Below are 20243 nucleotides of genomic sequence, written 5' to 3' on the forward strand. Positions count from 1 at the left end.
CTCGTGACGGACCCGGCCGGGGAGCTCGCAGAGCGCGCGGCGGGCCTCTCTTGACGGATCCGGCGGCTCCTCCTACCGTCTTCGGCTCCGCTGCTCCTCCAACGTTGCGCTACGTTGCGTTACGTTCGAGCGGCGGAAGCCATTTCGATGCTCGATCGCGTCGCCGTTCACCAGACCCGGCTGCGCACGCCCGGCCTCGGGCTCGACGCCAAGGGGGTCGCGCTCGGCGCCAAGGGGCTCGTCCTCCTGCCGTCGATCGATCGGCTCGTCGCCTTCCTGGCGCTCTACACGCGGCAGGGCTCGCTCGCGGACATCCTCCGCTCGCTCGTCGTCGAGATCGTCCGATCGAAGCTGGGGGCCCGGGAGGTCACCCTCCTGTTCGCGGCCGAGAGCAGCGATCGGCTCGACCGTGTCGCCGAGATCGCGCGGCTCGCGGGCGGCTACAGCTTCACCGGCACGAGCCGGCACTTCGTCCAGTACCGCGACGCGGCCGCGCCGTTCGGGTACGACGTCCCGCAGATCCTGCCGAGCGACGCGGCGCTCTCGCTCTATCACAACGCCTTCTCGCAGACGTACGAGGTCGAGCGGCGCGTCGACGTGCGCACGCTCCTGCTCCGGCTCGAGCCGCACCTCGATCCGGCCGCCGGGCGGGACCCTGGCCCGCGCTGGCTGCTCGCGGAGTCGGGGCTCGGCCCGGCGCTCATCCGCTACTTCTCCCGGAGCAGCGTCGAGGCCGAGGTCGGCCTGTGCGAGTGGCCGCCGGAGTCGAGCTTCGACGACGCCCCGGTGCTCCGGTACCTCTTCCGCGCGCCGGCCATCCCTGCCCGGATGGTCCCGCTGCTCACGAGCACGCCGGGGCTCGGGTATTTCGTGCCGGTCGCGCCGGGCGCGGCGGTGGAGGTGGGGTTCCGGCACCCGGTCAACCTCCGCGCCTGCCCGGTGTTCGGCGAGGCGGGCCTCGTGCTCTTCCGGGGCGGGGGTCGCGAGGCGCTGGAGATCGCGAAGCTGCCGGCGATGGGCGACGTCGCGGCGTTCGCCCGGGTGGAGCTCGGCCGCGAGCCCGTCGCGGCGAAGGTGGCGGCGGAGGGCGACGCGCAGCGCCCCGCGTCGGTCGTGCTGTCGCTCCGCCTCGTCCCGAGCTCCGAGCCGTGGCGGTCGGTCACGGCCTCGTGGATCCGGCCGCAGGAGATGCCGCTCCTGCGGCACGTCGCCTACGCGCTCGGCCCCGAGACCCTGCGCCGCGCCCGCATCGCCTTCACCGCCGCGGGCGCGTTCCTCAGGCACCCCACCGGCATCGAGGGGATCCCGGTCGGCGAGTTCTTCCGGGAGGTCCATCCGGGCCTCTACATCCCTGCCGGCTACGACGCGGTCCCTGCGGTCGCGCCCGGCGTGCTGTTCCGCGCGCTGGGCGCCCCCGCCGGGCAGGCGCTGTTCATCGGGCGCGACGGGGGGGCGATCGGCGTGCCGGAGGAGGCGTTCGTCGCCCTCGAGACGGCGCTGCTCGAGGCCCAGCAATGGTCGGCGGTGACCGCGTCGTCCGCGGGCCTCACGGCGGCGCTGGCCACCGAGCTGCCCGAGGTCGTGCTCGGCGGCGTCGGCATCCGGCCGCTGCGCGATCTCGCCCCGTCCGAGGCGCTGGCCGAGCCGAGGGCGCTGCCGCCGGGCGCTGGCCGGGCGCCCCAATGACCCAGGCCGAAGCGATCGCCGAGCGGCTCTCCGAGCTCCAGGCGAACGTGCTCGCCCCGCTCGTCCTCGGCGGTCCTCTGCGCCCGGTGCGCCCCTTCGGCGTCCGGCTCGCGCTGCTCCTCGGCGACGGCGCGCCGGCGATCGATCGCGACCTCGGCTCGCGCATCGATCTGGTCCGCGTCCGTGTCGCCCGCCTCATCGCCCCGATCGACGTGCTCCCGGGGCTCACCGCTGCCGAGTGGGCGCTCCTGGCCGCGCTGAACGACCTGCTCCAGCTCACGAACCACGAGCTCGCCAGCGTCCTGACGCGCAGCCGCTATCCCCGCCTGCTCGCGAGCGTGCGCGACCTCTGCGAGCTCGTGCCCGCGCCGGTGGACGTCGGGGCCGCGCTCTCGCGGCACGCGACGTTCGCGCGGGTGCTCGACTGCTTTCGCACGGACGCGCTCGTCGCCTGGTGGACGGGCCGCGCGAGCTTCCGCGGCCAGCGCCCGCCCGCGCGGCTGCTCCGGTGGCGGCAGCTGCGCGGCGTCCAGGTCGACACCCGGCGCGTCGGCCTCGCGGACATGGGCCACGACGTCCCGGGGCTCGCCCCGCCGGACTTCGCCGAGGCGCTCTCCCTCTGGATGACGCGCACGCCGCTCACGGATCTCGCGACCGCCGCGCGCAAGGACCCGCCGTTCGCGTGGTCGGCCTCGACGCTCGCGGTCGTCGCCACCCCTCCTGGCCGGAGCCTCGCGTACCGCGTCCTCCTGCGCCAGCCCCACGACCTCGCCGTCGCGGCGCTCGCCCGCGCCGCCCGGGAAGTCCCGCCGCGGTTCGCCCAGGCGCGGGCGCTCGCCGAGTCGTTCGCCAGCGAGGTCGCCGCCGGCATCAAGCTGCTCGACGAGCGCTCGGCGGCCGGGTGACCTGCGCCCGCCACGCGCCCGTCCTGGCATCTCCACGCACCGCGCGCGGCTTTGCTCGGCTCAAACGGTGCGTGATACGCTCCGTCCTCCTTGCAGTGCAGAGGCGCGCCGTCCTTGCGCTCGCGCCTTCGACATCACCTCACGGGCATCGCCCTGGGAGCGACGGACCGTTTGAACCGGCAAGACGCTGAGACTTCCGACAAGTTGCTTGCTTCCCCCTGGCGCGCGCGGCGCCGCGGCTCCTGCCTCGAGGCGTCGCGGCGCGCCTGGAGCGCCGGGCGCACCTGCGCGCGCCTCGCCGGCGTCGCGTTCGCGCTCGCGCTCGCGGTGAGCCCTGGCGTCGCGTTCGCGCAGGCGGAGGCGCTGCTCGACGAGGGCAAGAGCCTGATGAAGAAGGGCAAGGTCGCGGAGGCCTGCCCGAAGCTCGAGGAGAGCTACAGGCTGAGCCCGAGGTCGGCGACGCTCCTCGCGCTGGCGATGTGCCACGAGAAGCAGGGCAAGGTGGCGACGGCGTGGGCCGAGTACATCGATCTCGGCGCAGCGGCCCGCAAGGAGGGCAACAAGCGCCTGGAGGCCGACGCGAAGGCGAGGGGAGCGAAGCTGGAGCTGTCGCTCCCTCGGCTGACGCTGAGCGTGCCGCGCGCAGCCGCGGTCGAGGGGCTCGAGGTGACGCTGGACGGGGCGCCCGTCGACGGCGCGCTCTGGGGTCAGGCGAGGCCGATCGATCCTGGCCAGCACAAGGTGAGCGCGAGCGCCCCTGGCAGAAAGCCGTGGGAGAAGTCGGTCGCGATCAAGCGGGGCGAGCGGAAGACCGTGGCGGTGCCGGCGCTCGCCAAGGACGCCTCGGCCGCTGCGCAGCCTGCGCCCGCGGCGGAGGCGCCCGCGCCGGCGGCGCCGGTGGCGGCGGCGTCGGAGAAGGGGAGCGCGGCGGCCGGGGACGGCGCTGCGGGACCCGGGAAGGGCGCTGCGGGGCCGGGGAAGGGCGCTGCGGGGCCGGGGAAGGGCGCTGCGGGGTCCGGGAAGGGCGCTGCGGGGCCGGGGAAGGGCCCGGCTGCGGCGGAGGCTGGGAAGGGCGCTGCGGGGCCGGGCAAGGCTGCCGCGGGGCCGGAGACCGATGCGCCGCCTGCGGCACCTCCTGCATCCGAGGAGCCGGAGCCGAGCTCCGGATCTGCGCCGAGGCACACCGGGAGCTTCGTGATCGAGGCCGGTGTGGCCGGTGGCGCGTTGATCGGCCTGATGGACTCCGGCAGCTTCGGCGATCTGAGCGCGTACTCGTACAGCTACAACATCCCGGAGGGTGAGCTCATCGCGCCCTGCGACGATGAGGTCTGCCATGCCAGCTTCGATCCGGCGATCGGGCCGTTTGCCGGCGGGGAAGCGTTCATCGGGGTTGCGATCTCCGAGGATCTGCACCTTGGCGCGCGTGTGCTGGGCGGCTACCGCTTCGGCGGCGGCTATGTCGTTGTCGGCGGTCCCTCCGTCTCGATGCGCCTCGGGCGCGTCTGGCTCGGCCTTTCGGGGCTCGTGGGCCCTGTGGGGCAGGAGGCGAAGGTCACCGGGATCAAGGGGGAGATCCCCTCCGAGGTGGTCCACCTCAACTACGGTCGGAGCGAGGTCGCCGTGAACGCGCGCGAGGGCAGCCTCCCCGAGAGCGCGCTCGTGGAGACGCTCGCGTTCGGCGGGAGCGTCGACGTGTCCCTGGTGCTCGCGGACCTTCCGAGCGCGGGCTGGACGTCGGGCGCGCTCCTGCTGAGCGTCTCCCCGACGGTCATGAAGGGCCTCGACGGCTGGGTCTTCGCGGCCCCGGCGAGCCTCGGTTACCGCTTCTACTGAGCGGCCTCGCGAGCCGTCGCGCTCTCTCGTCGGGCGCCCGGGTGAGGGGACCGGGCGCTTCGGTGCGCGACGAGCGAGAGGGCGCAGCAGCGGTAGCGGATGCCCACCCCCGGTCCGTGCTCGGCGCTCCGCGCCTGCGCGCGGCCCGCCCCTCCCAAATCGCGCGCTCCGCGCGCTCAGGGAGGGGGGAGAGCAGATCCGCAGCATCGACCCATCGCGGCGTACAACCAGGAGGCGCCAGCTTCGCCAGCACGCGTCGGTCGTGCGGTCCGCTGATGATCGCGGCTGTGCCGAGCTGAGACAGAGCGTCGGAGAACTTCCAGTTGTCGCTCATCGTCTCCCGACGCGCTGAAACTGGTTGCCCGTGACCTTCCACATACCAACATCGCGGATGCCACCCGGCCGTTGTGCCGGGTCAATCGATTGCTCGGATTGTTGTAATGCACGCTCCGAGATCTTCGGGCTAAAGGCATCCAGCGAGCGACGGTCTTGGCTCCTCCATTCACCTTCCTGTCATCGCATGGCTGGCGCGGTCGTGCTTGTTGAAGCCGACGTGACGCGCGTGCGCTTTCATCTCTGAAGAGCTCGGCATGGAATCACCGGAGCGCCCGTGCCCAGCCCAGCGTGGCGATATCGAGCGCGACGACCTCACGGCGGTCGTGACTCACAAATTCGACGGCGGGCCAACTCGCGAACCGTTCCCGGATTTGAGAAGGGACCAGGTGTCCTCCGAGGAGGAGCCGCGCGAGGTGAGAGAGGGCTGGGCGCAGCGCGAGGAGATCGTCGAACGGAAGCTTCCTGGCGTCATCCGTCGACCAGATCTCGAGCGACCGAAGTCGTTGGACGAGGGGGTGTGCTGCGAGCACACGGAGCCCTTCGGGGCGCGTGGGGCGATACCAGAGTCCGAGGTGTTCGAGCGCTGGGAGCTTCCCGGGGCCGAGCGGCCCGAGGGCTCCTCGCACGTCATCGTCTCCGCGAAATACCGTCAGGTAGCGCAGCGTCGGCGCGGGCTGAGAGAGCAACGTCGCGAGGGGCCGCTCCGGCGTGCCCAGGCCCAGGAGGCCGGGCAGCGCGGCGCCGATGGCTGGACTGGACCCGCGAGCGACGAGCGACGCGACCACCGACGCGCGCCCGTGCGCGTTGAGCAGCTCGAGGAAGGGGCCGAGCGCGCCGAAGGTCATGAGGCGAAGAGACCGGAGTGAGCGCCCGGCGGGGCTTGCCAGAAGTCGACGCAAGCGGTGCAGGCCGACAACGCCGAGCGAGACGTCGGGGGCATCCGGTGAGAAGCCGAGTGCGTCGCGGCCGATGAGCTCGAGCTCCGGTCGGAGCTCCTCATCGATGGTGGCGGCGTCGTCGTCATAGACCCAGCCGAGGAGGCCATCTTGGCCGTCGTCGATGCACGCACATGGCTCGCCGAACTCAGGGATCGGGCCGAAGGTCATCTCCTTTGTCGAGTCGAGGAGCTCGTGCACCAAGGCGCGTGCGTCGTCTCCATCGTGACGCAACTGCTCGACCTGGAATGCGATCAGCGTTCCCATTGGATCGCCGCGTCGTTCGAGCTGTGCGCCGATCTGGTGAGCTGCGGCGAGCATGTCTTCGTCGGGGGGCGCACTCGTGACGGCTTGACCGCCAGCGGCGAACCCCTCGGCGCGGAGCTTGGCGAGGCGGTACTCGAATACGATTTCTGCGATGCACGCCCTGGTAAAGCTCCGATCGAACGACACCCGGCTACCCCGCCCGACCGGGCGCTCTGTGACGCGGCCGCCGTCGATGCGTAACTCGATGTGTTCGTCGCGGCGGTCAAGCCGCAGCGCGAGGCTCGCCGGCAGCTTGATGGTGTCGAAGCCACGGTGGAACGCCTTGCGGGAGGTCATCGTCGCCTCGAAAATTGGCCGTTGTCTACTTTCCAAGTTCCCAGATTCATGGAACCGTGTGCGTTTGGACGGCTGAGGTGGCTGGTCGGATGGGATGCATAGCCGTGGCTCGCGTTTGTGCCACCGCCGATCACGCGTCCGCTCGGCGGTGGTCGTCCAGCCATCGTCCAGAGTCGCGGAATGAGCTGAGAGCAGTTCGGGCACGCAGGCACGGCGTCGTTCGATCCGGTTTCCGAGCGTATGGTGTCGACCTCGCCGAGCGCGCTCTTAAGATTCCTTTGCCAGTTGCGATCTCCAGGGGCGCAGGACCGGCCGGTCCGGCGTTCCCAGTCCCTGATATGGTCGGAGAGGGCTTGCGGTTCGGCGCAGCCTTCCGGCGGTCTTGGATCACCTGGTTGTCGAGCGTTCGTCCTCGGTAAGGCCGCTGCGACCGCGGGGTGGATTGATTCCTCGCTGCCTCCGCTGCTCCGCACGACCTGTGTGCCGTTGCGGCGAGTGATGACGCAGCGAAGGAGCCCGTCGACATCCACCCAATCCATCGGGTGATCGTCGACATACGCGTACGGCTTGAGGCTCCCCTCGATCCCGAGCGGCTCCGGACTGAGATACACTCCCGTCGCCGGGTCGTAGTACCTGTGCCCGTTGCAATGGAGCCCGGTCTCCTCGTCGGCGTACTGCCCCGGCAGCCGCAGCGGCGTCAGCGCGGCCTGTTCCGTCGGCGCATGCCCGTACATCGTGGCCTGTAGCTCTCCGACTACGTGCCCATCCCCACCGATCAGCGCCTCAGGAAACCCGTTCACCCCATGGACGAAGTACCCGAGCGCCCCCCCGGCGCCCTCCCGCTGCGCTAGCGGCAGCACGCTCTCCGGCAGCGTGACGTAGCTCCGCTCTTCCACGATGGGCGCCTGCCCGTCCCGCGCTCGCTCTGTACGCTCGTGGACCATCACGTCGCCGCGAAAGGCATACTGCGTCACGCTCTCGACCTGCCCGAGCCGCGCAACGCGCTTCTCGATCCTGCGGCCGAAGGCATCATAAGCGAACGAGATCGTCCTCCCTTCCGGGGTTCGCGCTGCCATGAGCCGCCCGTCGCCGCTCCAGTCGTACGTCCATACAAGCTCGCGTCGGACCTCGCCTTGGTCGTCCAGCTCGCTCACGCGCTTCCGCACCACATCGCCGCGCTCGCTGTAGCCGTAGCGCACGGTCTCTTGTTTCGTCGTGTGCGCCGTCAACCGCCCACCCGGCGTGTACGTCCGCTGCTCGCCCTCCCTCTCCATCTCCCCTGTCACGGTGAAGCGGAACCGCTCCGCCGCCTTGCCCGCCTTGCGCCGCTCGACGATGCGACCGTTCGCATCGCGGAGCAGCTCTCCCACCGTGCCAACGAGGTTCTCGTCGGTGCGTAGCAGCCCCGCAGACGACCAAGCGTACGTACTGCGCCACGTCTCGCGCGATGGCAGCGGCCCGACCCAGGCGGGCTCTCCCGGACGTACACGCGGCGCCATGGATCTGCCGAGCACTCGCTGGCGCTCCATCAACCCATCCGCGTTGACGTCGGTCGCGATTCTGCCGCCGCCTGGCAAGAGCCGCTCGACCTCGAAGCCGCGCGCATCGTAGGCGAGGCGCAGCGGCTCGCTCTCACCGCCGATCTGCACGGCCACAGGTCGCCCCCTGACGTCGCGCTGCACGCTCATCTCGCCGCCCGGCCCGCAGACGGAGGTGGCCTTGCCCATGGCATCGTAGGTCCACGCGAACGCCGCGAGCACCTCGGCGCCTCGCCGCGTCACCTCGGTCGTCACCCGACCCCGCCGGTCGTAGGTGTACTCGCACTCGATGCCGCCGCTGACCGCGCGCTCGATCCGGCCGAGCGGATCGTACTCGAACACGTCCTGGCGCCCATCCGAGGTGCTCCGTTTCACGAGCCTGCCCAGCGGATCGTACTCGAGATCGACGCTCTCGGAGCCGCACTCCCTCCGGACGATCCTGCCCAGCAGATCGAGCCTGTACCGGATCGCCCGCCCATCGAAGGTCCGCTCGCCGGTGATGCGCCCCTCGGCGTCGCGCTCGATCCGGTGCTCCTCACCGGCCTCGTTGACGATGCGCACCAGGTCCTGCTCGCGGTCGTATCGATACCGCACCGTGCTCCCGTCGGGCCGCACGAGCTCGGTGACGACGTGGAAACCGCCCCAGCGCAGCGTGGTCGTGCGCCCGTCGGCGTCGCTGATCCTCGCCAGGTTGCCGTCGACGTCGAAGTCGTAGCGCGTCACCGCGCCGCTCGGCCCGAACACGGCCGCGGGCCTGCCGCAGGCGTCGTAAGCGAAACGCGTCTCGTGCCCGCGCTCGTCGGTGAAGCCCATCACCCGGCCCAGGAAGTCGTATCGGATGCGCCGCTCGGCGCCGTCGGGCTCGACGACGCGGACGCGGTTCGCGAGCGCGTCGTACTCCATGCGCGTCTCGCCGCCGTTCGGCAGGGTCGCGCCGACCAGAAGGCCACGCATGTCGTAGGCGAATCCGACGACGAACCCCATGTCGTCGTAGACGGCCACCACATCGCCGCGCGCGTCGCGCTCGTAACGCGCCGTGCCGCCGAGCGCGTCGGTCATGGCCGAGACGAGCCCGCGCGCGTCGTGCTCGTAGGCGGTCCTGTTCGCCATCGGATCGACCTCGGCCAGAACCCGCCCCTCGGTGTCGCGCTCCCAGCGGAAGACCTGCCCCAGCGCGTCCTGGTACGCGCACAGCGCACCGGTATCGTCGTAGCCGAACATATGCACGCCGCCGCCGGCTCCCCAGACCATCCTGTCGAGCTTGCCGAAGGCGTTTCCGTCGACCCGCCGGATGGCGCGCGAGGTGATCACCTCCGTGAGCACGCCGTCGTGGTGATCGATCTTGACGTGCAGGAACCCCTTCGCAGGTGAACCGTCACTCAAGGCCCCCGGCACGCCGTCGTCGAGCGCGTCGTTGCCCTCGCGGTGACACCACGCTTCGATGCAGCGCGTGTCCTTGTAGCGAAACTTGGCGACGAGCCCGCCGGGCTCCTCTCGCCGAATCAGACGATGGCGTTCATCGTAGGCGAAGCGGTGGGCGTGGCCCGCGGCGTCCTCGGCCGCGATGAGGTCGCCGCGCGCGTCGAACGCGTACCGCCGCCGTGTCTCCCATCGACCGTGCGCGAAGGCGTTCTTGACCTCGAAGGCGGCGATGTGCCCGTCGCTGTGGCGCCGTACGCGCACGACACGGCCTACGCTGTCGATGACCTGCACGAGGCCGCCGTCCTCGTACGCGAGCGCGATGGCGTTGTCGTGCACGTCGACGATCCGGCTCAGCAGCCAGCGGCTGCCGAGCGGCTCCGCGAACAGATACGCCAGCCCATCGGCCGCGAGCGCGTAGCCCCAGGGATACCTGGTCAGTACCCCGCACGGCAGCCGCACCGATTCGTCCTCATCGAGCTACTGCGGCAGCTCCGTCGCCGCCGCGTGCGGCTCCAGCACCCGCAGGCCGCGACGCCGCTCCTCGATCTGCCACGCGAGCGAGTGCGTCCACCCAAAGCCGAGGCCGCAATCCTCCTCGACGAGCGCCGAGCTGTAGCTGCGCTTGACCACGAGCGGGATCGCGCCGGGCAGCGCGAGGTCGACGACCGCCACCGTGTAGACGCGCCCTGTGATCGGATCGACCGGATCGCCCGCGTGCGTGCCGCCTCCGCCGCCGTGTGCGGGGTTGGGACAGCCGCTGCCGCTGCCGGGCCCGCAACTCCCTGCGTCCTTGCCGCCGCCGCGCGCGCCGTTGCCGCCGTTCTTCCCAGCGCCGCCTTGACCGCCGCCGCGGCCATTTCCGTAGTGGCCGTTGCCACCTCCGCCGCTTCCGCCGCCGCCGAGGATGAAGACGCCGGGGTTCATGCCGGGGATCACCGCCGCATTCGGAAACGGGGCCGTTCGCGCCATGCGGGCATGCTCGGCGACGGGCGTGCCGCCCGCAACCTGCCGGCGGTTCCTCGACGCCGTCCACGGCGGTCCCCGCACGCGGCGGTGCATGCCGGCGGGCGTCCCCCCACGCAGAGCTGCATGCCGGCGGGCGTCCCCGCACGCGGCGGTGCACGCCGACGGGCGTCCCCCCACGCAGAACTGCATGGCGGCGGGCGTCCCCGCACGCGGCCGTGCACGCGGGCGGGCGTCCCGCCACGCGGCGCTGATCTGCCAGGCCGCCCCGCCGGCGGCCGGCTCCGGGCATCCGCGAGAGCTCGCCCTGGCGGACCGCGTTTCCAGAGGCATCGGCGGCCGACCTCTCCCGGCGCGCGCCACGCCCCGCGGGCCTCTGCCGCTCCTTGGTGCCCCCGCGGGGGCAGGCTACCGTCCCGCCATGTCCAGGACCGGGCGGCGCAAGCAGAAACCCACGCCGCGACAGGGCGCCCCGGAGCTCACGCCGAAGAACGTGGCACGCATGGAGGTCGACGCCGCGGTCTACCGCCTCGTGAAGCTTCTCAGCCGCTACCCGGATGGGCACCCCGACGCGAAGGCCCGCGGCGCCCTGGAAAAGACGCTGCCCGCCCTCGACGCGCTCCGCGCGAGCCACCCGGACCACCCGCAGGTCGCCTGGGTCTCCGGGATGATCCTCCGCAAGCTCGGCCGCCTCGACGAGGCCGTGCAGCTCGCCCGCCGGGCGTTCGAGCTCGATCCGACGTTCGCGACCGCCGTGAGCCTGGCCTACGCCCTCCGCGAGCGCGGCGAGATCGACGCCGCCCGCGACGCGTTCGAGGCCGCCGCTCGCCTCGATCCAGAGGACGTCTCGGCCCGCTGCGACCTCGGCGCCATGCTCTGCGAGGCCGGCCGCACCGACGAGGGGCTGCGCCATCTCGAGGCCGTCCTCGAGGCGCAGCCGGCGCACCCAACCGCCTTCCCGATCCACGCCTACCACCGCGCCGCGCGCGACGGCGACGCCTCCGCGTACGACAAGCTCGCGGCCTACGCCAGGGCGCACCCGGAGAGCGCCGCCGCCGCGTGGGCGCTCGAGCGCCTGCGCGCCGAGGGGCTCCACCATCCCGCTCCCGCCGCGGTCGTCGAGGGCTTCGTCGCGGGCGCCGCCGAGGCGCTCGATCACCTCCACCGCGATCACGATCCGTGGCTGAACCGCTTCGGCGCCCGCGCGCACGGATACCGGCTCGACCCGCCGCTCACCGCGCGAGACATCGAGCGCATCGAGGCCTCGTGCGGCGCCCGCATCCCCGCCGACTACGCGGCGTTCCTGACCCGCGTCGGGAGCTCCGGCGCCGGCCCGTACCACGGGCTCCTGCCGCTCGACGGCCCTGGACAGATCGAGAGCCTCACCGGCGAGTTCCCCCACACGAGGGCCTACCGGCCCGATCCACGGACGCTGACCGCACCCCAGCGCGCCGCGCTCCAGACCGACGAGGTCGTCCGCGGGACCGTCGCGCTCGCGCACATGGGCTGCGGCTACTTCTCCGTGCTCGTGATCCGCGGCCCGCGCGCCGGCAGCGTCTGGGCGGATCTGCGCGCGGCAGGCCTCGGCGTCGTCCCGACCCACGACAGCTTCACCGCGTGGTACCGCGGCTGGATCGAGGCGCTCTCCAGGGGAGAGCCGGCGCGGGTCCCCGTGGAGCCAGGACGGTGCTCGGCGCCCGCGGCGCTCAGCGACTACCTTGCTTCATGGGAGCGGCAACACGCGCTCCGGCCCGGCACCCTGGACGAAGCAGGGACCCGACGGGCGCTGCGCGAGATCCCCGACGCCGGCATCGCGATCCAGGCGGCGGCGTCGAGGTACTTCGACGCCGGCGATCCCGTGGACCCCTGCCCCAGCTGCCAGCACATGTTCGATCACTTCCTCCGGAAGAACATGCTGCTGCCCGCGCAGATCCGCCCCGGCGTGCCACCCAGGGCAGCGCGGCGGGCCTCGCCCGAGGCGTAGCCCCGCCCCGGCGTGCCACCCAGGGCAGCGCGGCGGGCCTCGCCCGAGGCGTAGCCTACCCCCTCGGATCCGCGCGCCGCCTCCGGGCGCGGCGCGGCTCGCCGCGGACGCTGTCCGCTCCGCTGGCGGGCTCGGGTGACGGGGCGAAGCCGATCGCCGCGAGCTCGCTCTCGCCGACGACGTCGCCCTTGGCCACGAGCGCCGCGCGGAGCAGGACCGCGCCCATCTCGGCGTCGTTGCCGGGCCACGGGTGGTCGAGCACGGCCTGCAGCGCCCGCAGATCGAGGCCGAACGGACGGCCCCGCAGGCGAACGCCGATGCGCGCGAGGTGATCCAGCGCGAGCGCGCGGAGATCCTCGGCGCGCGACGACAGCGAGGGCAGCGCGACGGCCCTGTCGCCGAGCCGGTCCGCGAGCCGCTCGCTCAGCTGGCCGGTCGCCGCGAGCGCGTCCACGGTCTGGGGCACCGCCACGACGAGCCCCACGTCGTCCGGCAGCGCCGCGCCGAGGTAGCTCTGCACCTCCGACGGCAAGGCCTGGGCGTCGAGCACGAGCAGCGTGCCCCCCCGCGCCGCCTCGATGGGCGAGCTGTCCGGATCACGCCACAGCGCGAGCGCGGTCGGCGTCCCCGAGGAGCCCTCGATTGCACTCGGCTCGTCGCGCGCCGGCGCAGCGCCCCGCTCGTCGCGCGCCGGCGCAGCGCCCCGCGCCTGCGCGAACGCCTGCGCGAACCCCTCGGGGAGCGGCGCCGCGCCGTCGACGATCGCCAGCGGGCCGCCCGCGCGCGGCGAGGTCAGGTGGACGACCGCGCCCCACGCCACGGCGTCGATCCCGGGCGCCGTCAGCAGCGTGACCGGGCCGCCCGCCACGCCGAGCCGCTCCAGCTGCTCGAGCGCCGCGCGGGCGGCGGGGCTGTAGGCGGCGGCCCGCGCCGGCCTCGCGAGCAGCGCCGCGATCGCGCGGAAGCGCCCCGCTCCCTGCGCCACGGCGCGCTCGAGCCGGCTCACCTCGCGCGCGCGCTCCTCGGCCTCGCGGCGGGCGGCGACCTCGCGGCCGCGCGACCCCGACAGCATCGCCGACACCGCGATCACCGCGCCGAGCCGGTCGGCGACCGCGCGCAGGCCGCTCACCTCCTCCAGCGTCATCGGCGACGCGCGCCGGGCCCGCGGGATGGCCAGGGCCCCGATCGGGCCCTCCGCGTCGTTCACCAGGGCCACGACGCCGACGTCGCGCTCCGCGAGCCAGGCGAGCAGCGGGCGCACCTCCGGCCGCCGGACCTCGACGGCCTCGGCGGCCTCGACGCGAAGGACGCGCTCCGGCTCGATCTGGGCGAGCTCGATGAGGCGCGCCGGCACCTCCGCCGGCTCGGTGTGCGCGTAGCCGGCGCGATCGACGGTCACCCGCTCGGGCGGCGAGAGCAGGTAGAGCGCCGGCGGGGCCTGCCCGGCGACGCCGGCGTCCGACGCCTCGCGCAGCGCGGAGAGCGCCGCCTCGAGCGCCGCCTCCGGCTCCGGGTTCATCGCCGCGCGCGTCGCGGCGTCGAAGGCCCCGAGCCAGCGCGCCCCCTCCGGCGCGAACCGGCGCGCGAGCGCCGGCGCCGCGAGCCCCGCGAGCGCGCACAGCGCGCACGCGCCGAACACGGCGACGCCGACGGAGGACTGCGGCGCGCCGCGGAGCCCGAGATCGCCGCGCGGCGCCTCGTGCACGGCGTAGACCGCGAGCAGCGCCGGCGGGGTCGCGAGCGTCGCGACGGCGAGCGTGCCGCGGAGCGCGCGCGAGACCTGCGCGGCGTCCGCGGCCACGGTGCAGAACGCGACGCAGACCGCCGCGACGGCGCTCGTGACCGGCAGGATCGACTCGGGGGGCGCGACGCCGACGAAGGCCGCCGCGAGGCCGACCGCCAGCGCGGTCGCGGTGAGCAGCAGCGCGGCCTCGACCCGATCGGCCACGCCGAGCTCGATCCGCCGCGCGATGCGGACGCGCGCGATCGCCACGAGCGTCACCGTGAGCGAGCCGAGCGAGGCGGCGGACGTGGCGTAGTGGACGAGCAGCGGATCGAGATCGGCCGTGCGCTCGGGCGCCACCGCGGAGACGGCGGGCAGGGCGACCGCCACGGTCCAGAAGAGCGAGGCGAACGCCGCCGCGTCGAGGCGCCGCGTGCTCGGCGGAGGCTCGAGCAGGCCGCCGAGGCCCGCGATGCGCGCGAGGCCGACCAGGGCGGCCATCGCCGCGGCTGCCGCGCCGAGGTTGCCGAGCGCGATCAGCGCGAGCCCGGCGGGGCCGCTCCGCGCGGCGGCGAGCATCGCGGCGCCGGTGAGACACACGGCGGCCGCGCTGCGGGCCGCCGGCTCGATCCGGTCCTCTCCCCGCGGCGGCCGCTCTACCCAGCGGAGGCCAAGCGCGAGCAACGCGGGCAGCCCGAGCAGGGCGAGCCACGCGGGCCCGTGGCCGCCGGACGCCCGGAGCGCGGCGAAGGCGGTGTAGGCGACGGCGGCCGCGGCGATCCAGAACGAGCGCCGGCGCAGCATCGCGGCGAGCGTAGCGTCTGGCCACGGGGGCGCCAACGAGGCGGTCTCATCGAGGTGACGACCGCGCCGCCCGCGCCGCTTCCGCGGCCAGATGCTCCTTCGCTACCTCAGGGCGGGAGCGCCGCGATGTAGTCGTAGAGACACTTCTTCTCGTCGTCGCTGAGCTCCGGGCCGAGCGGCATCCGGCTGTCGCAAGGCGGGGGGTCCGAGAGCTTCATGTAGAGCAAGCTGGCGTCCGGATCGCCCGGCACGATCACCGTGCCGTTGCCGCCGCAGTCGGACGCCTGGCCCGCGACCCTGGTCTCCCAGCCCGTCGACAGATTGAGGCCCCCCAGGTTCGCTTGCCCATCGTGGCAGCCCGCGGTGGCGCACTTCGCCGCCACCAGCGCCTGCGCTTCCGCGCATCCGGTCCCACCGCCGCTGCTCGCGCTGGTGGTCGCAGCGTCGCCGCCGCTGGTGGCCGCAGCGTCGCCGCCGCTGGTGGCCGCAGCGTCGCCGCCGCTGGTGGCCGCAGCGTCGCCGCCGCTGCCAGTCGTCGCGCCCTGGCCGTTTCCGCCGCCAGGTCCGTCGCCGCCGGCGAGGTACTGGTCCTTGTCCTCGAGGGTCCCCGCGCAGCTGATGATGAACGCAGCGCCGCTCATCACGGCGGCGGCGAGCGCGGTGCGCCCGCCAAGGAAAGCGATGTACGTCACGTGCTACCTCTCTCTCTCGCTCAGTAAACGTAGGCTCCGGCGAGCCGCACCCCAAGGTACTGGTCGATCGCCCCGCCGGCCACGTACGGGTCGCCGATCGCGGGCTCGAACGACGAGAAGAACCGCGCGTACTCGACGAGGAGCCGCGCCTCGACGCCGGTCGTGACGGGCACGAGCACGCCGGCCATCGCGCCGATGCCCTGCACGCTCGCCCCGGCGAACCGATCGTAGACCGGGCCTGACGAGAGCGGGAAGAGGTAGTCGGCGCCGAGCGCCAGCGCGACCGGGCCGGCCGGCACCCGCAGATCGAGGCCGCCCCGGACCAGCGTGTAGGAGACGTTCGGCACCGTCCTGGCCAGGGCCTCCGGCGCGTCGACCTCGAAGGTCAGGAGCCGGAGCCCGGCGGAGATGCCGAGCACGGACGACTCGCCGATCGACAGCCGCTCCCGCAGCCCCAGGTTGATGCGCTGGTAGGTCGTGCTGATCGGGTCGCCCTCACCCACCGCCGAGTTGAGGCCGAGCGCCAGCATGTACCCCGCGGTGATGCCGAGGCCCTTGAGCACCGGGATGTCCGTCGACGCGAGCGGGTACACCTCTCCGGAGATCGACAGCGCGGGCTGACCGAAGACGTCGTAGGGCCGGAGGTTCTGCGTGACCGGATCGGAGTACTCGAACCAGCGGCCGGTGAACTCGACGCCGGCCTCGACCGAGAAGAGCGCCGAGCGGGGATCGTGGCGCTTGCGCTTCCCGCCCTTGTCGCCGTCGTCGCCGCCCTTGTCGCCGTCGTCGGCGCTCTTGTCGCCGTCGCCGTCCTTCTCGTCGTCGCCGTCCTTCGCGCCGTCGCCCTCGTCGCCGCCGTCCTTCGGCTTGTCCTCGTCGGCCGCGGCGGCCGCCGGCGCGATCTGCGAGAGCGTCGGGCCGAGCAGCTCTTCGAGCGCCTTCTTGCGGTCGTCCCGCGAGCCGCCCAGCGGCACCGCGCCGTCCACCGCGAGGTCGCCGGCGTTCTCGTCGACGTAGACGAGGTGGACCTCTTTCTTCTTCTTCTTGTTCGTCCGCGAGACGCCGTAGATCACCCCCTCCACCTTCGCGGCCTTGCCCGCCTTGCGGATGCGGTCGATGGCCTTCTTCCGCTGGGCCTTCGCCACCAGCGCGTCGCCCACCGGCTTGGTCTGGCCGGCGCCCCGCAGCGACTTCGAGAACGCGTCAGCGTCCACGACCTTCAGCGTCTCCGGGACGAGGGACGCGATGTCTTCGCGGATGTCGTCCGCGTTCGGCCCCTCGATGTGGATCGCGATCGACTTCGACCCCTTGGGGGCGGCGAGCGCGATGGGCGAGAGCGCGAACGTCGTGACCGTCGCGGCGGAGAGCCCGAGGAGGATCCTCCCGCAGAGGCTCAAAGAGAGGGACAGCGTTCTGAACCTGGTCGGCTTCCGCGCGGGCCTTTTGCCGGCAGCGGCGTCAAACGAAGCTTGCACGCGCGCGAGCCTACAGGCGATGTCGCGGCTGGATCCAGCGTCTTTCGAGGGGGCTGAGCGACATTTCTGGTGACGCGCAGTGTCGCTACGAGACTCCGCTGCAATCGGACTCACGGGCCTCGCTGAGCCTCGTCTTCCCTGGCGCCTTGACGGGCCCCAGCGAAGGGAGAAATGTCGTCGCGCGATGCGCAGCGCCGCAACGCAGCGCATCGCGGGCCAGCGCGTCCCCCGGGGAGAGGACAGATGGATCGGTCAAGAGGACGGCACCGCCGCGCGGCGCGCGGCCCCGGCGGCTCTCTCGGGCTTGCGATCGTCGTGGCGGCGGCCGCCGCCTGCTCCGGCGGGCGCGGCGGCGGGGCCACGGGGGGAGCGGAAGGCGAGGCGCCGCGCTGCGCGGAGATCCGGCCGGGCGCGTCGCCGCTCCGGCGGATGACGCGCTTCGAGTACAACAACACGATCCGCGATCTCCTGGGCGACGACAGCGCGCCGGCCGACGCCTTCGTGGTCGAGGAGGAGGCGCTCGGGTTCAACAACCAGGCGGCGGCGCTCGGGGTCACGCAGCTCCTCGCCGAGCAGCTCATGAAGGCCTCCGAGGCGATCGCGGCGCGGGCCGCGAAGGATCTCGGGAAGCTCCTTCCGGGGTGCGACCCGGTGGTGCAGGGGCCCGACGTGTGCGCCGCCGAGCTCATCGAGCGCCTCGGCAAGCGCGCATTCCGCCGTCCCCTCGCGCCCGCGGAGAGCGAGCGGCTCGCGCGGCTCTTCGCCTCCGGAAACGACGAGCACGGCTTCTCGACCGGCGTCGAGCTCGTGATCCAGGCGATGCTCCAGTCGCCGCACTTCCTTTACCGCGTGGAGCACGGCATGCCGGATCCGGCCGGCGAGGGCGTGGTGGCGCTCTCGGACCACGAGATCGCCTCGCGGCTCTCGTACCTGCTCTGGAGCTCGATGCCCGACGACGCGCTGTTCGCTGCAGCCGACGCGGGGGAGCTCCGCACCGCGGAGCAGATCGCCGCGCAGGCCCGCCGCATGCTCGAGGATCCGCGCGCCCGCGCCGCCGTCGCGAACTTCCACGCGCAATGGCTGCAGCTGTCGAACATCGATACCCTCACCAAGGACCCGGCGGTCTACCCCGGCTTCCACGCCGGGCTCCCGGCGCTCCTCCGGGCGGAGACCGAGGCGTTCCTCGATCACGTCGTGTTCGAGGACGACGCCGGCGACGTGGCGACCCTGCTGACGGCGCCCTACTCGCTGATGAACGCCGAGCTTCGCGCGTTCTACGGGCTGGGAGCGGCGGGCGGCGCGGAGGCGCCCGGCGAGCTCTCGGTCGTGCCGCTCGATCCCGCGCAGCGCGCCGGCTTCCTCACCCAGGCCAGCGTGCTCGCCGTGCTCGCGAAGCCGGACCAGTCGTCGCCCGTCCATCGCGGCAAGTTCGTCCGGGAGCGGCTGCTCTGCCGGACGCTGCCGCCGCCGCCGCCCGACGTGGACATCCAGCCGCCGCCGGTGCGGGACGGGATCCCGACCCGAAGGCAGTTCGAGCGGCACGCGGAGGACCCGGCCTGCGCCGGTTGCCACCGGCTCATGGATCCGATCGGCTTCGGGTTCGAGCGCTACGACGGGATCGGCCTCTACCGCGAGGTCGACCAGGGCGTCCCGGTCGACTCGAGCGGCGAGATCGTGGGGAGCCGGGATATCGATGGGCCCTTCGACGGGGCGGTGGAGCTCGCGCACCGCCTCGCGGAGAGCGACGAGGTGCGCCAGTGCGTCGCGACGCAGTGGTTCCGCTTCGGCTACGGCCGCGCCGAGCAGGCGGAGGACGAGTGCAGCATGCGCCAGATCCAGGCGGCGTTCGCCGAGAGCGGGTACAACATCAAGGCGCTGCTCGTGGCGCTGACCCAGACGGACGCGTTCCGCTACCGCCGCGCGGCGCGGGGCGCAGGGGGTGCGCCGTGAGCGGGGCCGTGCAGCGCCGGGCGTCGAGGAGGCGCCTCGATCGCCGCGCCTTCCTGCGCGGCGCCGGCGGGCTCGCCCTCGCGCTCCCCTTCCTCGACGCCATGGCCGGATCGGCGAGCGCCGTCGATTTCCCGAAGCGCTTCGTCGTCTTCTTCACCGGCCTCGGCACGGTGAAGGAGGCCTGGCAGCCGACAGGGACCGAGGCGTCGTTCGAGCTCGGAGAGATCCTCGCGCCGCTCTCGCCCTACCGGGACAAGCTGCTCGTCGTCGAGGGCATCGACATGGAGTCCGCCTACCACGGGCCGGGCGACTCTCACCAGCAGGGCATCGGCCAGGCGCTCACGGGCACGGAGCTCCAGGAGGGGACCCTCTTCCCGTACGCCTGCAACCCCGCCGCGCGGGTCGGCTGGGGCGGGGGCATCTCGGTCGACCAGCTCCTCGCCGCGAGGCTCGGGGCTCGCACGAAGCTCTCGTCGCTCGAGCTCGGCGTCCAGGTCCAGTACGCCAACGTCTCGTCGCGCCTCTCGTACCTCGGCCCGGGCCAGCCGGTCCCGCCCGAGGACGATCCGCGCGCGGCGTTCGACCGGCTGTTCCTGGACCTCAGCGCCGACCCCGCGGAGCTCGCGCGGCGGCGCGTCCTGCGCCGCCGTGTGCTCGGCAGCGTCATGGAGGACTACGGCGCCCTCGCGCGCGAGCTGGGGGGCGAGGACCGGCAGAAGCTGGAGCGGCACCTCGACGCGCTGAACGACATCGAGCAGCGGCTCGACGTACCGGCGCTCCTCGGCGGCGCGTGCGCCCTGCCGGCGCTGGGCGAGCCGCTCGACATCTACGCGAACGACAACTTCCCCGCGATCGGGAGGCTGCAGACCGACCTGCTCGCGATGGCGCTCGCCTGCGATCTCACGCGGGTCGCGTCGATCCAGTGGAGCGCGACCCAGGCGGGCAAGGTGTTCACGTGGCTCGGCCAGTCGGAGACGCACCACGCGCTCTCGCACTCGAACATCGCCGACGCGGACAAGCAGCGGCAGCTCGTCGACATCGGGCGCTGGCAGGCGGAGCAGCTCGCGTACCTGCTCGAGCGGCTCGACGCCGTCCAGGAGGGCACGGGCACGCTCCTCGACAACACGCTCGTCCTCTGGTGCACGGACATCTCGGAGGGGCAGAGCCACTCGCGGCGCGACATGCCGTACGTGATCGCGGGGGGCGCCGGCGGGGCGCTCAGGACCGGAAGATTTTTGCGCTATGCCGGCGATCCCCACAACAACCTGCTCGTCGCGCTGTGCAAAGCGATGGGCGTGGACGTGTCGACGTTCGGCAACCCCGCGTACTGCACGGGGGTGTTGCCCGGCCTCTTGGCCTAGTTGCGCGCGCCGGAAATCCCGCCGGGGATTGCT

General features: G+C 73.1%; 12 protein-coding genes. 6 read left to right on the top strand and 6 right to left on the bottom strand.

Going from position 1 to position 20243, the window contains the following annotated elements; translation table 11 throughout:
• Nucleotides 1-147: 147 nt before the first annotated feature.
• The 3 genes from WMF29_RS16200 to WMF29_RS16210 all read left to right on the top strand — a co-directional run bounded on the left by WMF29_RS16200 (nt 148) and on the right by WMF29_RS16210 (nt 4424).
• Nucleotides 148-1686, top strand: coding sequence for a hypothetical protein (locus WMF29_RS16200; protein ID WP_437329690.1), 1539 nt, complete (start codon nt 148-150; stop codon nt 1684-1686).
• Nucleotides 1683-2591 (top strand): hypothetical protein, encoded by a 909-nt coding sequence (locus WMF29_RS16205; protein ID WP_437329691.1) that lies wholly within the window; start codon nt 1683-1685, stop codon nt 2589-2591. Before WMF29_RS16200 ends, WMF29_RS16205 begins: the two co-directional genes overlap by 4 nt.
• Before the next feature lie 204 nt (nt 2592-2795).
• On the top strand, nt 2796-4424 hold the full coding sequence (locus WMF29_RS16210; RefSeq protein WP_437329692.1) for a tetratricopeptide repeat protein: 1629 nt from the start codon (nt 2796-2798) through the stop codon (nt 4422-4424).
• 596 nt (nt 4425-5020) lie between these two features.
• On the opposite strand, the gene WMF29_RS16215 is transcribed toward WMF29_RS16210, so the two are convergent.
• Genes WMF29_RS16215 through WMF29_RS16225 form a run of 3 tightly spaced genes read right to left on the bottom strand, consistent with a single transcriptional unit; the run spans nt 5021 to nt 10227 of the window.
• Nucleotides 5021-6298 carry a hypothetical protein gene (locus WMF29_RS16215; protein ID WP_437329693.1) on the bottom strand — a complete coding sequence of 426 codons (1278 nt, stop codon included), beginning with the start codon at nt 6296-6298 and terminating at the stop codon, nt 5021-5023.
• The gene (locus tag WMF29_RS16220; RefSeq protein ID WP_437329694.1) at nt 6295-9717 is read right to left on the bottom strand and encodes an RHS repeat-associated core domain-containing protein; all 3423 of its coding nucleotides are present in this window, start codon (nt 9715-9717) and stop codon (nt 6295-6297) included. Before WMF29_RS16220 ends, WMF29_RS16215 begins: the two co-directional genes overlap by 4 nt.
• Before the next feature lie 18 nt (nt 9718-9735).
• Nucleotides 9736-10227 carry a DUF6531 domain-containing protein gene (locus WMF29_RS16225; protein WP_437329695.1) on the bottom strand — a complete coding sequence of 164 codons (492 nt, stop codon included), beginning with the start codon at nt 10225-10227 and terminating at the stop codon, nt 9736-9738.
• Nucleotides 10228-10642: 415 nt separating this feature from the next.
• Between WMF29_RS16225 and WMF29_RS16230 the strand changes: the two genes are divergently transcribed.
• A complete protein-coding gene (locus tag WMF29_RS16230) occupies nt 10643-12205 on the top strand; it encodes a tetratricopeptide repeat protein (protein WP_437329696.1) in 1563 nt (520 codons plus the stop codon).
• A gap of 55 nt (nt 12206-12260) precedes the next feature.
• Here the strand turns inward: WMF29_RS16230 and WMF29_RS16235 are convergent, their stop codons facing one another.
• The 3 genes from WMF29_RS16235 to WMF29_RS16245 all read right to left on the bottom strand — a co-directional run bounded on the left by WMF29_RS16235 (nt 12261) and on the right by WMF29_RS16245 (nt 16821).
• A complete protein-coding gene (locus WMF29_RS16235) occupies nt 12261-14732 on the bottom strand; it encodes a hypothetical protein (protein ID WP_437329697.1) in 2472 nt (823 codons plus the stop codon).
• A gap of 107 nt (nt 14733-14839) precedes the next feature.
• Nucleotides 14840-15424 (bottom strand): hypothetical protein, encoded by a 585-nt coding sequence (locus tag WMF29_RS16240; RefSeq protein ID WP_437329698.1) that lies wholly within the window; start codon nt 15422-15424, stop codon nt 14840-14842.
• A gap of 20 nt (nt 15425-15444) precedes the next feature.
• The gene (locus WMF29_RS16245) at nt 15445-16821 is read right to left on the bottom strand and encodes a hypothetical protein (protein WP_437329699.1); all 1377 of its coding nucleotides are present in this window, start codon (nt 16819-16821) and stop codon (nt 15445-15447) included.
• Between the two features lie 321 nt (nt 16822-17142).
• On the opposite strand from WMF29_RS16245, the gene WMF29_RS16250 reads away from it, so the two are divergent.
• Nucleotides 17143-18849 carry a DUF1592 domain-containing protein gene (locus WMF29_RS16250; protein ID WP_437329700.1) on the top strand — a complete coding sequence of 569 codons (1707 nt, stop codon included), beginning with the start codon at nt 17143-17145 and terminating at the stop codon, nt 18847-18849.
• On the top strand, nt 18846-20210 hold the full coding sequence (locus WMF29_RS16255) for a DUF1552 domain-containing protein (protein ID WP_437329701.1): 1365 nt from the start codon (nt 18846-18848) through the stop codon (nt 20208-20210). The genes WMF29_RS16250 and WMF29_RS16255 overlap by 4 nt, the downstream gene beginning before the upstream one ends.
• Nucleotides 20211-20243 lie beyond the last annotated feature (33 nt).

The organism is Sorangium sp. So ce381 (assembly GCF_051473845.1).
Classification (GTDB): Bacteria; Myxococcota_A; Polyangia; order Polyangiales; family Polyangiaceae; genus Sorangium; species Sorangium atrum.